Source organism: Mycobacterium sp. URHB0021, from assembly GCF_054057895.1.
On the sequence record NZ_JBSRZT010000002.1, the window covers coordinates 4,245,109 to 4,258,827 of the forward strand.

A 13,719-nucleotide genomic window follows, 5' to 3' on the forward strand; every position below is an offset into this window, starting at 1 on the left:
TCACCCGACGAGACGATAATGCCTTCATGACGAGCCAGGCCCTCTCCCCGATGTTGTCCGGCGACGAACTGAACCTGGTCGACGCGTACTGGCGCGCGGCCAACTATTTGTCGGTCGGCCAGATCTACCTCCTGGACAACCCGTTGCTGCACGAGCCCTTGGCGTCCGAACACGTCAAGCCGCGACTGCTCGGGCACTGGGGCACGACGCCCGGTCTCAATCTCATCTACGCCCACCTGAATCGCGTCATCCGCGACCGCGACATCAACGTCATCTACGTCACCGGACCCGGACACGGTGGCCCGGGACTGGTGGCCAATGCCTATCTGGAGGGCACCTACTCGGAGGTGTACACCGGAATCGAGGAGGACGCGGAAGGGCTGCGAAAGCTATTCCGCCAGTTCTCATTTCCGGGTGGGATTCCGAGCCATGTTGCGGCGGACACCCCCGGCTCGATTCACGAAGGCGGCGAACTCGGCTACGCCCTGGTGCATGCGTATGGTGCGGCATTCGACAACCCCGACCTGGTCGTGGCATGCGTCATCGGCGACGGCGAAGCCGAGACCGGCCCGCTGGCGGCAAGCTGGCATTCCAACAAATTCCTCGACCCCGTCACCGACGGTGCGGTCCTGCCGATCCTGCACCTCAACGGCTACAAGATTGCCAACCCGACGGTGTTGGCCAGGATTCCGGCCGACGAGCTCGAGTCGTTGCTCAACGGCTACGGCTACCGGCCGATCACGGTGGCCGGTGACGATCCGGTCAACGTGCACCAGCAGATGGCGACCGCACTCGATGAGGCGTTCGACCAGATCGCGGCGATTCAGCGGGCGGCGCGGCTGGACGGCGAGGAGGGCCGGCCGCTGTGGCCGATGATCGTGTTACGCACCCCGAAGGGCTGGACGGGTCCGAAAGTGGTGGACGGCAACAAGGTCGAGGGCACCTGGCGGTCACATCAGGTCCCGCTGTCGGAGACGCGGACCAACCCGGAGCACAGGGCAGCGCTGGAGTCGTGGCTGCGCAGTTACCGGCCAGAAGAGCTGTTCGACGCCAACGGCGCGCTCAACCCCGAACTGCGTGCTTTGGCGCCCTCCGGGACGCGGAGGATGAGCGCAAATCCGCACGCCAACGGTGGCCTGCTGCTGCGGGATCTGGACCTGCCGCCGTTTCCCGACTACGCGGTCGCGGTGAACCAGCCCGCGACCGAAACCGCCGAGGCCACCCGGGTGCTCGGGACTTTCCTGCGCGACGTCATCACCCGCAATTCCGACCGGTTCCGGGTGATGGGCCCCGACGAAACGGCCTCCAACCGGCTCTCGGCGGTGTTCGAGGCGACCGATAAGGCGTGGCTGGCCGAGATCGGGTCGGACGACGAGAACCTCGCACCCGACGGCCGGGTGATGGAGGTGCTGTCCGAGCACATGTGCCAGGGCTGGCTCGAGGGTTACCTGCTCACGGGCAGACACGGGCTGTTCAACTGTTACGAAGCGTTCGTGCACATCGTCGACTCGATGCTCAACCAGCACGCCAAATGGCTGACCAGCAGTAGGGAATTGCCGTGGCGACGCCCGATTGCCTCGCTGAATTACCTCCTCACGTCCCATGTCTGGCGCCAGGACCACAACGGCGCCTCACATCAGGACCCCGGATTCATCGACCACGTGGCCAACAAGCGGCCGGAGGTGGTCCGCGTGTACCTGCCTCCCGATGCCAACACGCTGCTCTCAGTCGCCGATCACTGCCTGCGCAGCAGGCATTACGTCAACGTCATCGTGGCGGGTAAGCAGCCGGCCCTGACGTACCTGAACATGGACGACGCCATCGCGCACTGCACCCGCGGCCTCGGCATCTGGGAGTGGGCGAGCAACACCGCCGCTGAACCCGATGTGGTGCTGGCCTGCGCGGGCGACATCCCGACGCTCGAGACGCTGGCCGCTGCCGACATCCTGCGCCGGGAACTGCCCGACCTGAAGGTACGGGTGATCAACGTCGTCGACATCATGCGGCTGCAGCCCGACACCGAGCACCCACACGGCCTGTCGGACCACGAGTTCGACTCGTTGTTCACCACGGACCGGCCGGTGATCTTCGCCTATCACGGCTATCCGTGGCTGATTCACCGGCTGACCTACCGCAGGTCCAACCACGCCCAGTTGCATGTACGTGGTTTCAAGGAACGGGGCACCACCACCACGCCGTTCGACATGGTCATGCTCAACGACCTCGACCGCTTCCACCTCGTCATCGACGTCATCGACCGGGTGGCCGGACTGGCCGACCGGGCCGCGGTGTTGCGACAGCGGATGCTCGACGCCCGCCTGGCGGCCCGGCGCTACACCCGTGAACACGGCGAGGACGACCCGCAGATCTCCGGATGGACATGGAACTCTGATTACGCCTCGGAGCAGGCCCAATCGCTATCTCAGGAAACGCGCGGCGAGGATTGAGGGCACAACCGCCGGTACACTGGCGTGCTGTGTCCGAGCAAGCGGTAGCCGAGCCGCAACCACACCCCCTGGTTGCCCAGCTTTCCGCTCTCCATCACTTCCGCACGTACGTCGATATCGCCGTTGTAGTCGTCGTGCTGGCCCTCACCAACGTCATCGCGCATTTCACGACGCCGTGGGCGAGCATCGCGACGGTGCCGGCCGCGGCGCTCGGACTACTCGTCCTGGTCCGCTCGCGCGGGCTGGGCTGGGCCGAACTCGGGCTCGGCCGCGAGCACGCGAAGACCGGCCTCGGATACGCCCTCGCGGCCGTCGCGGTGGTGGTGTCGGTCATCGCGATCGGGGCGCTGCTGCCGTGGACGCGACCGATGTTCATGAACAACAACTACGCGACGATCTCCGGGGCGCTCGTCGCATCGATGATCATCATCCCCTTGCAGACGGTGATTCCCGAGGAACTCGCCTTTCGCGGAGTACTGCACGGCGCCCTGAACCGCGCGTGGGGCGTGCGCGGCGTGGCCGCGGCGGGGTCGCTGCTGTTCGGCCTATGGCACATCGCCACGTCGCTGGGCCTTACGAGCAGCAACGTGGGCTTCACCCGGCTGTTCGGCGGAGGGCTGCTCGGCACCGTCGCCGGGGTGGTGATGGCAGTGATTGCCACCGCAGTCGCCGGTTTCGTCTTCACCTGGCTGCGCCGTCGCAGCGGCAGCCTGTTGGCCCCGATCGCACTGCACTGGTCGCTGAACGGGCTCGGTGCACTGGCCGCCGCCCTGGTGTGGCACCTGTCCACCTGACCTGACCCGTCAGCGAGGGATTTCGCGACGGCGTGCGCGAAACTGCCGGTTCTTGAGCTTGTTGCCGCATGAGGACATCTCACACCAGGTGCCGCCATGGTTGCGGGACCGGTCATAGAACGCCCACTGGCATTCGTCGTTGGCGCAGGCCTTCAGGTGCGCCCAGCTGCCGTCACGCTGCGCATCGCGCACGATCAGCAGCAGTTCGACCAGGCGCTCCGGCACGGAGTCCCCTGCTGCGGCCAGCCGCACCTCGCCGTCGGGACCGACCTTGGCATGCGCTCGCCCGCCGGCCGCCACCGTGTGCAGCGGGGCGAGCGTCGCCTCGTCGGGTAAGGGACCGCCGGCGTTGCGGATGAGCAGCGCGCGCAGCGCCTCGCGTACGCCGCGGATCAGGTCCAGGTCAGCGTCGGTCAATCCGTCATCCGGACCGAGCAGATGGTTGTCGATCAACCATGGGGTCGCCTCGGCGGGCTCATCGAGCCGGTCGGCGCCGTCGGGCCGCTCGACCGTGTTGACCAGTGCCTGAACCAGCACCAGCGCACCCGGAGCCGGCTTCGATTCATGGTCGCCGGGCCACACCATAGGCCGTCCAGTCATGAAGGAAGCCTACGCCGTACGTGACCGGTATATCCACTTGACTGGTCATGAATGACCGCTGTAGCGTGTTTGACAGTCATGAAGACAAGCCCAGGCAGCGTGACAAGACGTAGATGACAATGCCGAACAACAGGATTTCGCCCGAGGTTCTCTCCACCGCTCTTCGCCAAGACCGGCGCGAGGACGCTCCGCGTATCTCACTGCTGGCCCGGATGAGCGCCCGGTTCCGGGCCGATCAATACGATCGGATGCTCGCCGTCGGGGTGCCCGCGCCGGCCGGGAGTGCGCTCGCCGTCCATCAGGCCCGGCTGACGTCTGCCGGCGAGCGCGAGGCGGTCGCCCGTGCGCTGCGGCAGGTTGCGCGGGACGCCCGGTGGGACGGGGGCCCGATGTCGTCGCGGATTCCGGTCAACGCGCCCAACATCGTTGCGGCCGCCGATGTGATCGACGCAGTGACGCTGCGGCTGCACTCCCCGCGGCCGGTCGGGGCGCGTGGGGTGGCGCGGCTGCGGCGGCTGCTGGCAGACGGACGCGGGCCGCTGTACCGCTACGGTTCGGGCGACCTCACGGGCCGGCTCCGCGCGGCACTCGCCGCGCTCTAGACCACGAGCACGGCTGCTCCGGAGATACGGCCCGCAACGAGGTCGCCGAGCGCCTCAGCGGCGCGTTCCATCGGATACTCGGGGCTCGTCACGTGAAGGCGGTGGCCGCCGGCGAAGTCGAGAAACTCTCGGGCATCAGCACGGCTATTCGACGTCACCGATTTGATCTGACGTTCCTGGAAGAGATGACGCTGATAGTTCAGCGCCGGGATGTCACTGAGATGGATGCCCGCAATCGCCAGCGTCCCGCCGCGGTCCAGCGCCTCGAGCGCCGGCAGGACCAGCTCGCCCACCGGCGCGAACAAGATCGCGGAGTCGAGAGCCACCGGTGGACGGTCCGACGCGCCCTGCGCCGACGCCGCGCCGAGCGACAGCGCCAATTCCTGAGCCCGCTCTCCGCGCGTCATCACGTGCACCTCGGCTCCTTGGGCGATGGCCACCTGTGCGGTGAGGTGCGCGCTGCCACCGAACCCATAGATGCCCAGCCTGCCACCGGTTGGCAGGTCGGCCCGCCGCAGGGACCGGTATCCGATGATGCCCGCGCACAGCAACGGCGCCAATTCGGTATCGGAATAACCGGCAGGCAGACGATGCGCGAAAGAAGCTGGTACAGTGGCGAATTCGGCGTAGCCGCCATCGGCGTCCCAGCCGGTGTAGCGGGATTGCGGGCAGAGGTTTTCCTGGCCGCGGACGCAGAACTTGCATCGTCCGCAGGTATGCCGAAGCCAGGCGATACCCACCCGATCGCCGACCGCGAACCCGTCACCGATGCCCTGGTCCACCTCCGGGCCGACCTGCAAGACCTCACCGACGACCTCATGCCCGGGTATCACCGCGGGTCGATGTACCGGCAGGTCTCCTTCCGCGACATGGAGATCGGTGCGGCACACGCCGCACGCGCGCACGGCGACCAACAGTTCCCCGGCCGACGGCCTCGGTATCTCGACGGTGACCCGGTCCAACGGCTTGGTGTCCATCGGCCCCGGTTGCCGGACCTGCCAGGCTCTCATCGTTTGCGTGGGCATCGCCCCATGGTGGCGCGAAACGGGCTCGCGCGCAGATGGTTACCGCCGGTTAGGTCCGTTTCTGCACCATTCCGACGATCCACAGCAGAATCACCGAACCGAGGATCGCGGTGAACAACGTGAACCACCAGCCACCCGCGCCGGTGTCGAGGAAGAAGCTGAGCAGGAAGCCACCGATCAAGGCTCCGACGATGCCGATGACGATGTTCATCAGGATGCCGGAGCCGCCGCCTTTGACGATCTTCCCCGCGATCCATCCTGCGATGGCCCCGATGACGATGTATCCGATCCACCCGACGCTGGTCAGCGTCGTCGACCGGGCGAGAAATTCGGTAGCGGCAATCACGTTCATCAGGCTCTCCTGCCGTCGCTGACCTAGTCCAGCGCGTTCGCTGAACCACCTCCCAGATATACCCGCAGCGAATAACGATTCGGCGTGTCCTACGGGCACGATCGTTGGGTTTTCGCCGCGGCCGAATCCGATTGCAAACGGACAGCAGAGTAATAACCTGGTAATAACACGGCCCGTCGCGACCCGTCACCACGGCGCGCGACCGAGGCCGCAACTCGGATGACGACCCGTACCGGTCACGCCAGACCGGTGCTGCCGAGAAGAGGTGAAGTTATGAAAACCCTTGTTGCACTGTCCATCGCCGTGCTTTCAGCCGGCGGAATAGCGTTGGCCTCCCCCGCGGGCGCCGGTTGCCAGGGCGGGTGGACACCCTGGGGGGGCGGCACCACCTGTGACGGACCGCTCGCGGGTGACGGCACGTTCCAGCGGTGCGTGACCGCCGGCGCGATGGGATTCGGCGGCACCAACTGTTACCTGCTCGACATCGACAACCTCGCCGGGCAGGTGCCGTACGTCGGACCATGACGGCAACCCAGCAGGCCCGACCGACCCCTACCCCTGCGGAACTGTCATTGCCGGCGGAACGCTGTTCGGGTCCACCGGAACGGGAACGCCGATACCCGGCCGCGGCGGCGGAGCATTGGGGTCGACCGGCGGCGGCGGCGCGTTGGGATCCGGCACGGGCGGTGGCGGCGGCGTCCACGGGCGGATCGACTGCGCGAGCGTGACGGCCTCGGGCTTGGGTATGGGGTTGGTTGCGGTGCCGAGCCAGACGACGAACCACCGCTCCGGCGCGCGCTGACCCCGCGGCGTACCCGCGGCGGTGGGGTTGCCCACCACGCCGGCCCAGATCTGTCCGTTCGGCTTGGTCGTATCGGTGAACTTGACCTCGTAGTACGAGGCGACACCGGTCATCCCGTTCGCGTTCAGCGGCACGGTCTCCTGGTTGATCCGCGTGCCGGGGAACGGCATGAAGAACTCGCCCATATCGGAGGCCAGCCGTTGGGCGGCCTTGCCGTTGTCGGCTTCGGCACCCGCGAAGAGCTTCAGATCAAGGCGCCCGAGCAGCACGCTGGTGTCATTGGGCGGTTGTGCACCCTCCGGCGGGATCTTGCTCAGCAGCGCCTGGCCATAGGAGAGCTGGGTGGCGTCGGCCACCTTCCAGCCGGCCGGCACCACATAGCTCAAGCCGCCGGCCGCATTGTCGACGCGGCCCGGTTCGGCCGGGGGTGGCGGTGGCGCGTTCGGTTCGGCCGGGGGTGGCGGAGGTGCGTTCGGATCGGCCGGGGGTGGCGGTGGCGCGGGCGCGTTCGGATCGGCCGGGGGTGGCGGTGGCGCGGGCGCGTTCGGGTCGGCCGGGGGCGGCGGCGCATTCGGCGCCGGCGGCGGACCCTGCATGAAGATGTTGCCCGGCGGCGGCGGCGGTGGCGGCGTCGGCTCGGGATCGGCGTACGCCACCGACGGCAGCGTCAGCGCCGCCATGGTGGCGCCGGTCAGTGCCGCGATTGCGAGCGTCTTCGAGAAGCCCCTGCGGTGTTCGGTAATCGCGTCCGGCTGATCCATGTGGAAGAAACTACAGTGTTACGGCCGTGACGCAAGTGTGAGTTGCTCATAAAGTGCTCAGCTGAGAGGTTGCTGGAAGCAGAGAACTCCGTGTAAGCCCCGTGAATAACGGGTAGCTGGCATGGCGACGTCCCCGTGCGTGGCACGGGGGCGTTGAACCGCTTGCCCCGCCTTGGTTTTCCGTCGGCTTCACGGTTCATTCGAACCGTTGATCGCGCGGGCTGGGCACACCGTTACGGGCTCGGATGAAAGCTGACTTCCTGTGCCTTGACCGAGAAGTACACGCGGTCGCCGAGCGTCAACTGGAGATCGGCCGCCGATTCGGCGGTGATGTCTGCGGCCAGGCCGGGCGCGCCGTCGGGTTGCTCCTCGGTGCGCACCCTGATTGCCGGACCGCGGATGTCCAGTTCGGCCACCGTCACCTCCACAGTGTTGCGGGGGCTGCCGTGCGGTTTGTCGCGATACACCGCAACCGCCGTCGGGGTGAAGACGGCGACGGCGGGCTCACCGGCCACCACGTCGGGCCCGTCCATTCCATGCCAAGCGGTGCCCCATTTCGTATTGAGTACGCCGCCGCCACCTGCCCTGCCGCCGACCAGGTTCACCCCGGCGAAGCGGGCTCCGAATCGGCTGCGCGGTGTGGCCAAGATGGCTGCGGTCGAACCAGTTTCGACGACCCGTCCCGACTCGAGGATCAGCATGCGATCGGCCAGGGTCAGCACGTCCAGCAGGTCGTGCGTGATGAGGACCGCAGAGCGGCCGTCGCGGGACAGCACCCGGCGGAGCACCTTGCGCATCGCCGTTGCGACGGCCACGTCGAGTCCGGCCATCGGCTCGTCGAGCAACAGGACATCGGGTTCGGCCGCCAGTGCCCGCGCGAGCGCCACCCGCTGGGCCTGCCCCCCGGACAGCTGGCGTGGCATCCGATCGGCCAGGTCGGCGGCGTCCACCTCGGTCAACCAATGTGCCGCGGCCGCAGCGGAACTGCGCGGAGAGAAGGCCACATTCGCCGCGACGCTCAAATGCGGGAACAGCAAAGGGTCCTGCAGCAGCAACCCGACGCGGCGGTCATGGGTGGCAACCTGGATGCCCGCCGAGGTGTCGGTGAGCACGCGATCTCCCACCCGCACGGTGCCATTGTCGGGCCGGACCAGGCCGGCGAGCACGTGCAGTACGGTCGACTTGCCCGCGCCATTAGGCCCGAGGATGGCCAGGACCTCACCGGCCGCGACGTCGAATTCGACGTCGACGTCCCGACTTTCGACAACGGCACGCAGCGCCACGCCGGTCACGTCGAACTCCAGGCGCTGGCGCCGCGGAGCCGTCGGCTGCCCAGCCCGAGCACGACGACAGCGGCCACCGCGACCAGTAGCAGCGAGAGTGCGACGGCCGCATCGGCATCGGTTTCGCGCTGCAGATAGATCTCCAGCGGCAGCGTCCGGGTGACGCCCTGCCGTGAGCCGGCGAACGTGAGGGTGGCGCCGAACTCACCCAGGGCCCGGGCGAATGCCAGCACCGCCCCGGACACCAGGCCGGGAGCGAGCAGCGGCAATGACACCCGCCGCCAGACCGTCGTCGGCCGTGCCCCCAACGTCGCCGCGACCACTTCGTAGTCGGCCCCGGCAGTGCGGGCGGCGCCCTCGAGGGCGAGCACCAGGAACGGCAGCGACACGAACGTCTGCGCGAGCACCACCGCCGTGGTGGTGAACGCGATCTGGATGCCCGCGGCGTACAGATACTCGCCGATCAGGCCGAGGCGGCCGAACGCGTACAGCAAGGCGATGCCGCCCACAACGGGTGGCAGTACCAAGGGCAGCAGGATGAGCGGCCGCAACGTCCGCACCAGCGCAGAGTTGCTGCGGGCGAAAACCAGCGCCATCGGTACCCCGAACAGCAGACACATTGTCGTACTGGCGGCCGCGGTCTTCAGGCTCAGCACCAACGCAGCCACCGACGAGGGACTGCTGATCAGTGACCAGAAATTCGGCCAGTCGACCTTGGCGATCACCGCGATCAACGGCACCACCACGAACAGCCCCCCGAAGGCGGCGGGCATGTAAATCCACCGGGGCAGGCCCGCCGAGGCGGTCACGGCGTCACGAACCGGCGCCGTTCGCCATGGTCAGGGCGGCTGGTCGCTCCACGGCTCAAAAGTACTAGGGCGACGACGCCGAACCGTTGTCATGTCGTGCGCGTGCCGAGTTTCGTCTGCTAGCTACTGTCCAGTAACATTTTCCACGATCGCTGGGGTTCAGCGTTGAACACGACAGGAGGTCATGGTGATGGAGGTGCTGGTCACCGGCGGCGACACCGATCTGGGACGCACGGTCGCGGAAGGCTTCCGCGATGCCGGCCACACGGTGGTGATCGCCGGCGCGCGCCGCGACGACCTCGAGGTGGCCGCCAAGGAACTCGACGTCGACGCGATCGTCTTGGACAACACGGATCCCGTCGGCCTCGAGGAGGCCCGCGGACAGTTCCCGCACCACCTCGACACGATCATCAACGTGCCCGCCCCGCGCTGGGCAGGTGGCGACCCACGCACCTACTCGCTGTCCGATCAGGCTGCGGCGTGGCGCAACGCATTGGAATCCTCCGTGCTCTCGGCGGTGCTGACAGTGCAGATCCTCGGAGACCACCTGCGCTCCGGCGGATCGATCGTGAGCATCGTTCCGGAGCACCCGCGCGACGGTAGCGCCGACGCCGCGATCAAGGCCGCCCTCTCGAACTGGACAGCTGGACAGGCCACCCATTTCGGCACCCGCGGCATCACCGTCAACGCGGTCGCCTCGGGACGCAGTGCCGAACCGGGCTACGAAGGCCTGTCGTGCACGCCGCGGTCGGTCGCCGACGAAATCACCCGGTTGGCACTTTTCTTGTCGACACCGGCCGCGCGCCACATCAACGGTCAGACCCTGCACGTCAGCAACGGAGCGCTGACCAACTTCGGCTAGATGCGGCAGTTCATTAGGGGTGACCAAGTGACAATTCGAGTCGGACCACAGATCCCCAACTTCTCCTACGGCACCGGCGTCGGCGACCTCTACCCGACGGTCATCGCCCAGGCGCGAGAAGCGGAGGCGGCCGGCTTCGACTCACTCTTCGTGATGGACCACTTCTATCAACTGCCACCGCTGGGCTCGCCGGACCAACCGATGCTCGAGGCGTACACGGCACTGGACGGGTTGGCCACCGCCACCGAGCGCAGCCAGCCGGGCTCGCTGGTCACTGGCAACACCTACCGCGACCCGTCGACATTCGAAACAAGCGTGCTTACCACGGCACTTGTCGACAAGGACGTCACAGCAGAGGTCATTCCCGCGGAGACGAAGGGACGGATGGTCGTCGGTACCGCGGAAGCGACCGCCGAGCAGATCAAGATCAACATTTTCGACGTGGGCGTCGACCCGGTGATCCTGAACCAGCCGGTCGACATGCGAGGCCTACCAGCCGGGGCTGATCACCGCATTGGGCGAGGCGCTCAAGCCGATGGTCACCGCGTGGACAAACGCCTGCGTGGGCAATCTCACCGCGCCACCTGGATGCCCGCCCGCTAACGTAGTGGTTGTACTGGACAGATAAGGAACTGGTAAGTACGTCAAGGAGTTGAAATGAGCCACCCCGGAGCTACGGCAACGGATCGGCACAAGGTCGTCATCGTCGGGTCCGGCTTCGGCGGCTTGACGGCGGCAAAGACGCTCAAGCGCGCCGATGTGGACATCAAGTTGATCGCCCGTACGACTCATCACCTGTTCCAGCCGCTGCTGTACCAGGTGGCCACCGGGATCATCTCGGAGGGTGAGATCGCCCCGGCCACCCGGGTGATCCTGCGCAATCAGGAGAACGCCCAGGTGTTACTCGGCGATGTCACCCACGTCGACCTGGCCAAGAAGACGGTCCGGTCCGAACTGCTGGGCCACACCTACGTGACCCCCTTCGACAGCCTGATCATCGCCGCGGGCGCGGGCCAGTCCTACTTCGGCAACGATCATTTCGCCGAGTGGGCGCCCGGTATGAAGTCCATCGACGACGCGCTGGAACTGCGTGGCCGCATCCTCGGTGCGTTCGAACAGGCGGAACGCTCGAGCGACCCGGTGCGGCGTGAGAAGCTGCTCACTTTCGTCGTGGTGGGCGCAGGCCCGACCGGTGTCGAAATGGCCGGGCAGATCGCCGAACTCGCCGACCACACGCTGAAAGGCGCGTTCCGCCACATCGATTCGACCAAGGCGCGGGTGATCCTGCTCGACGCCGCGCCGGCGGTACTGCCGCCGATGGGCGAGAAACTCGGCAAGAAGGCCCAGGCCCGGCTCGAGAAGATGGGCGTCGAGATCCAGCTCAACGCGATGGTCACCGACGTCGACCGTAACGGCATCACGGTCAAGGATTCCGACGGCACCATCCGGCGTATCGAGTCGTCGTGCAAGGTGTGGTCTGCCGGTGTGTCAGCCAGCCCGCTCGGCCGCGATCTGGCCGAGCAGTCCGGGGTCGAACTCGACCGTGCCGGTCGGGTCAAGGTGCTGCCCGACCTGTCCATTCCCGGCCACCCCAACGTATTCGTCGTCGGCGACATGGCTCTCGTCGAAGGCGTACCCGGCATGGCCCAGGGTGCGATCCAGGGTGGCAAGTACGCCGCGAAAGCCATCAAGGCCGAGCTGAAGGGCGCTAACCCCGCTGAGCGTGAGCCCTTCCAGTACTTCGACAAGGGGTCGATGGCGACGGTGTCGAAGTTCAACGCCGTCGCCCAGATCGGCAAGCTGGAGTTCGGCGGGTTCATCGCCTGGCTGGCCTGGCTGGTGCTGCACCTGGTGTATCTGGTCGGGTTCAAGACCAAGATCACCACCCTGCTGTCGTGGACGGTGACGTTCCTGGGCCGTAGCCGCGGCCAGCTCACCATCACCGAGCAACAGGCGTACGCGCGCACCCGGATCGAGCAGCTGGAAGAGATCGCCGCGGCCGTCGAGGACACCGAGAGGGCGGCCAGTTAGAGCCGCCCGCCCTGCCACGTCGACAGGCAGCCGCCGCCGGCGAGTTGCAGTGGTGTCCCCGCGGTGTCGACATCGGTCTCGGGATAGTACAGCTCGCTGACGCACGCCAGTGGCGTGCCCAGTTCGTCGTCGGCCACCGATCCACGGCCGAGTTCGATCCGGTGCCGCAACAGCGGTGTGCCATCGACGTCGGCGTGCAGCGACCCGGACCAAAAACCTTGGCGCTCATCTGATCTGCCGATCTGAATCCGCTCGCGCAGCCGGACTCGAGCGTCTCGGCTCATCTCCAGCCGGGTAGCTGTGACGTGGCGCGAGGTGGCGGCCACCACCGTTGGTTGGGGGTCGAGATCGAGGTCTCCCCCGATCTCCAGCGTCCAGAACGCGTGCGACTCGGGTGTCAGGGCGCCGGGCAGGGCCACGGTTGCGGCGACGGCGCGCATGCGCAGCCGCGCGCCCCGTTCGACGACGATGCGGATATGGATGATGTCACCCCCGAGTGGCGTGGCCGCCGCCGACACCAGGTGCACGGTGTCGGATTCGGTGCGGCGTGCGGCGAGACCGCCCGAGCACTCGATCTTCGGCTGCCGGGCGGGCCTCGCGACGATCAAGACGTCCGAGCGCATTCGGGACCCTCGGTCTCGGTGGCTGGGAGTTGTTCCCGCAGCCACGCCAGCACCGCGGTTGCCGCGGGATCGTCGGTCAACGAGATCAACACCGTCGGGCGGTCACCGCGCACCGCGCCGGCGTCGCGACGCATCACCTCGAGATCGGCACCGACCAACGGTGCCAGGTCTGTCTTGTTGACCACCAACAGATCTGAATACGTCACGCCCGGCCCGCCTTTGCGCGGCACCTTGTCACCACCGGCCACGTCGATCACGAAGATCTGGACATCGACCAGGCCCGACGAGAAGGTCGCCGTGAGGTTGTCGCCACCGGATTCGACCAGGATCAGGTCCAGGTGCCGGCCCGGACCGGTATGCGCCGCGATCAGATCGTCGATGGCATCCAGGTTGGCGGTGATGTCGTCCCGAATCGCGGTGTGCGGGCACCCGCCCGTCTGCACCGCGGCGATCCGTTCGTCGGGCAGGACGGCGCGACGGCGCAGGAAGTCGGCATCCTCGGTGGTGTAGATGTCGTTGGTGAGGACGGCGAGCGACAACTCATCGCGCAACCGCCTGCACAGCGCGGCCACCAGCGCGGTCTTACCCGAGCCGACCGGTCCGCCGACACCGACGCGCAACGGTTCCCCCGGCTGACGCGCCCGTTTGGGACGGGCGGGGTGCGCATGTGGTTGACGAGCCGAACCGGACTCGAGGAAATGCGGTGGCATAGCGTGAACCTTCCTGCC

The 13,719-nt window shown here is 67.2% G+C and carries 14 protein-coding genes and 1 pseudogene; 7 read left to right on the plus strand and 8 right to left on the minus strand.

The genetic code is table 11. The annotated features are described in order from the left end of the window. Window positions 1–26 precede the first annotated feature (26 nt). Both ACVWWN_RS23205 and ACVWWN_RS23210 read left to right on the plus strand, forming a co-directional pair. The gene (locus ACVWWN_RS23205) at window positions 27–2,447 is read left to right on the plus strand and encodes a phosphoketolase family protein (protein WP_457145943.1); all 2,421 of its coding nucleotides are present in this window, start codon (window positions 27–29) and stop codon (window positions 2,445–2,447) included. Between the two features lie 29 nt (window positions 2,448–2,476). Further along, window positions 2,477–3,241 (plus strand): CPBP family intramembrane glutamic endopeptidase, encoded by a 765-nt coding sequence (locus ACVWWN_RS23210; RefSeq protein WP_457145944.1) that lies wholly within the window; start codon window positions 2,477–2,479, stop codon window positions 3,239–3,241. Between the two features lie 9 nt (window positions 3,242–3,250). Here ACVWWN_RS23210 and ACVWWN_RS23215 read toward each other — a convergent pair whose 3' ends face one another. Then, window positions 3,251–3,841 carry a CGNR zinc finger domain-containing protein gene (locus ACVWWN_RS23215; RefSeq protein ID WP_457145945.1) on the minus strand — a complete coding sequence of 197 codons (591 nt, stop codon included), beginning with the start codon at window positions 3,839–3,841 and terminating at the stop codon, window positions 3,251–3,253. A gap of 113 nt (window positions 3,842–3,954) precedes the next feature. On the opposite strand from ACVWWN_RS23215, the gene ACVWWN_RS23220 reads away from it, so the two are divergent. Beyond that, on the plus strand, window positions 3,955–4,443 hold the full coding sequence (locus ACVWWN_RS23220; RefSeq protein ID WP_457145946.1) for a hypothetical protein: 489 nt from the start codon (window positions 3,955–3,957) through the stop codon (window positions 4,441–4,443). Here the strand turns inward: ACVWWN_RS23220 and ACVWWN_RS23225 are convergent. Both ACVWWN_RS23225 and ACVWWN_RS23230 read right to left on the minus strand, forming a co-directional pair. After that, the gene (locus tag ACVWWN_RS23225) at window positions 4,440–5,468 is read right to left on the minus strand and encodes a zinc-binding alcohol dehydrogenase family protein (RefSeq protein ID WP_457145947.1); all 1,029 of its coding nucleotides are present in this window, start codon (window positions 5,466–5,468) and stop codon (window positions 4,440–4,442) included. The genes ACVWWN_RS23220 and ACVWWN_RS23225 overlap by 4 nt on opposite strands. A 49-nt stretch (window positions 5,469–5,517) precedes the next feature. Beyond that, complete coding sequence (locus tag ACVWWN_RS23230) at window positions 5,518–5,820, minus strand: GlsB/YeaQ/YmgE family stress response membrane protein (protein ID WP_457145948.1); 303 nt, start codon at window positions 5,818–5,820, stop codon at window positions 5,518–5,520. Window positions 5,821–6,093: 273 nt separating this feature from the next. Between ACVWWN_RS23230 and ACVWWN_RS23235 the strand changes: the two genes are divergently transcribed. After that, the gene (locus ACVWWN_RS23235) at window positions 6,094–6,345 is read left to right on the plus strand and encodes a CDGP domain-containing protein (protein ID WP_457145949.1); all 252 of its coding nucleotides are present in this window, start codon (window positions 6,094–6,096) and stop codon (window positions 6,343–6,345) included. A gap of 27 nt (window positions 6,346–6,372) precedes the next feature. Here ACVWWN_RS23235 and ACVWWN_RS23240 read toward each other — a convergent pair whose 3' ends face one another. The 3 genes from ACVWWN_RS23240 to ACVWWN_RS23250 all read right to left on the minus strand — a co-directional run bounded on the left by ACVWWN_RS23240 (window position 6,373) and on the right by ACVWWN_RS23250 (window position 9,439). Next, complete coding sequence (locus ACVWWN_RS23240) at window positions 6,373–7,383, minus strand: alanine and proline-rich secreted protein Apa (protein ID WP_457145950.1); 1,011 nt, start codon at window positions 7,381–7,383, stop codon at window positions 6,373–6,375. A 233-nt stretch (window positions 7,384–7,616) separates the two neighbouring features. Then, window positions 7,617–8,675: a sulfate/molybdate ABC transporter ATP-binding protein gene (locus ACVWWN_RS23245; RefSeq protein ID WP_457145951.1), complete on the minus strand. Its 1,059-nt coding sequence runs from the start codon at window positions 8,673–8,675 to the stop codon at window positions 7,617–7,619. Continuing rightward, window positions 8,672–9,439, minus strand: coding sequence for an ABC transporter permease (locus ACVWWN_RS23250; RefSeq protein WP_457149244.1), 768 nt, complete (start codon window positions 9,437–9,439; stop codon window positions 8,672–8,674). The genes ACVWWN_RS23245 and ACVWWN_RS23250 overlap by 4 nt, the downstream gene beginning before the upstream one ends. 226 nt (window positions 9,440–9,665) lie before the next feature. Here ACVWWN_RS23250 and ACVWWN_RS23255 point away from each other — a divergent pair, with 226 nt between their 5' ends. The 3 genes and pseudogenes from ACVWWN_RS23255 (at window position 9,666) to ACVWWN_RS23265 (ending at window position 12,368) form a co-directional block, all read left to right on the plus strand. Then, window positions 9,666–10,337, plus strand: a complete 672-nt coding sequence (locus ACVWWN_RS23255) for an SDR family oxidoreductase (RefSeq protein ID WP_457145952.1) — start codon at window positions 9,666–9,668, stop codon at window positions 10,335–10,337. 27 nt (window positions 10,338–10,364) lie between these two features. Further along, window positions 10,365–10,878, plus strand: a pseudogene (locus tag ACVWWN_RS23260) (hypothetical protein); the annotation flags it as partial. 116 nt (window positions 10,879–10,994) lie between these two features. Continuing rightward, window positions 10,995–12,368, plus strand: coding sequence for an NAD(P)/FAD-dependent oxidoreductase (locus ACVWWN_RS23265; protein ID WP_457145953.1), 1,374 nt, complete (start codon window positions 10,995–10,997; stop codon window positions 12,366–12,368). Here ACVWWN_RS23265 and ACVWWN_RS23270 read toward each other — a convergent pair. Both ACVWWN_RS23270 and ureG read right to left on the minus strand, forming a co-directional pair. Further along, window positions 12,365–12,991 (minus strand): urease accessory protein UreD, encoded by a 627-nt coding sequence (locus tag ACVWWN_RS23270; RefSeq protein ID WP_457145954.1) that lies wholly within the window; start codon window positions 12,989–12,991, stop codon window positions 12,365–12,367. The genes ACVWWN_RS23265 and ACVWWN_RS23270 overlap by 4 nt on opposite strands. Then, window positions 12,973–13,701 carry an urease accessory protein UreG gene (ureG, locus tag ACVWWN_RS23275; RefSeq protein ID WP_457145955.1) on the minus strand — a complete coding sequence of 243 codons (729 nt, stop codon included), beginning with the start codon at window positions 13,699–13,701 and terminating at the stop codon, window positions 12,973–12,975. Before ureG ends, ACVWWN_RS23270 begins: the two co-directional genes overlap by 19 nt. Between the last annotated feature and the right edge of the window lie 18 nt (window positions 13,702–13,719).

What these genes read in the sequence shown, in the direction of transcription:
- ACVWWN_RS23205 (WP_457145943.1), top strand. Translation starts at nt 27, where the DNA reads ATGACGAGCCAGGCCCTCTCCCCGATGTTGTCCGGCGACGAACTGAAC.
- ACVWWN_RS23215 (WP_457145945.1), bottom strand. Translation starts at nt 3,841, where the DNA reads ATGACTGGACGGCCTATGGTGTGGCCCGGCGACCATGAATCGAAGCCG.
- ACVWWN_RS23220 (WP_457145946.1), top strand. Translation starts at nt 3,955, where the DNA reads ATGACAATGCCGAACAACAGGATTTCGCCCGAGGTTCTCTCCACCGCT.
- ACVWWN_RS23225 (WP_457145947.1), bottom strand. Translation starts at nt 5,468, where the DNA reads ATGCCCACGCAAACGATGAGAGCCTGGCAGGTCCGGCAACCGGGGCCG.
- ACVWWN_RS23230 (WP_457145948.1), bottom strand. Translation starts at nt 5,820, where the DNA reads ATGAACGTGATTGCCGCTACCGAATTTCTCGCCCGGTCGACGACGCTG.
- ACVWWN_RS23235 (WP_457145949.1), top strand. Translation starts at nt 6,094, where the DNA reads ATGAAAACCCTTGTTGCACTGTCCATCGCCGTGCTTTCAGCCGGCGGA.
- ACVWWN_RS23240 (WP_457145950.1), bottom strand. Translation starts at nt 7,383, where the DNA reads ATGGATCAGCCGGACGCGATTACCGAACACCGCAGGGGCTTCTCGAAG.
- ACVWWN_RS23250 (WP_457149244.1), bottom strand. Translation starts at nt 9,439, where the DNA reads ATGCCCGCCGCCTTCGGGGGGCTGTTCGTGGTGGTGCCGTTGATCGCG.
- ACVWWN_RS23255 (WP_457145952.1), top strand. Translation starts at nt 9,666, where the DNA reads ATGGAGGTGCTGGTCACCGGCGGCGACACCGATCTGGGACGCACGGTC.
- ACVWWN_RS23265 (WP_457145953.1), top strand. Translation starts at nt 10,995, where the DNA reads ATGAGCCACCCCGGAGCTACGGCAACGGATCGGCACAAGGTCGTCATC.
- ACVWWN_RS23270 (WP_457145954.1), bottom strand. Translation starts at nt 12,991, where the DNA reads ATGCGCTCGGACGTCTTGATCGTCGCGAGGCCCGCCCGGCAGCCGAAG.
- ureG (WP_457145955.1), bottom strand. Translation starts at nt 13,701, where the DNA reads ATGCCACCGCATTTCCTCGAGTCCGGTTCGGCTCGTCAACCACATGCG.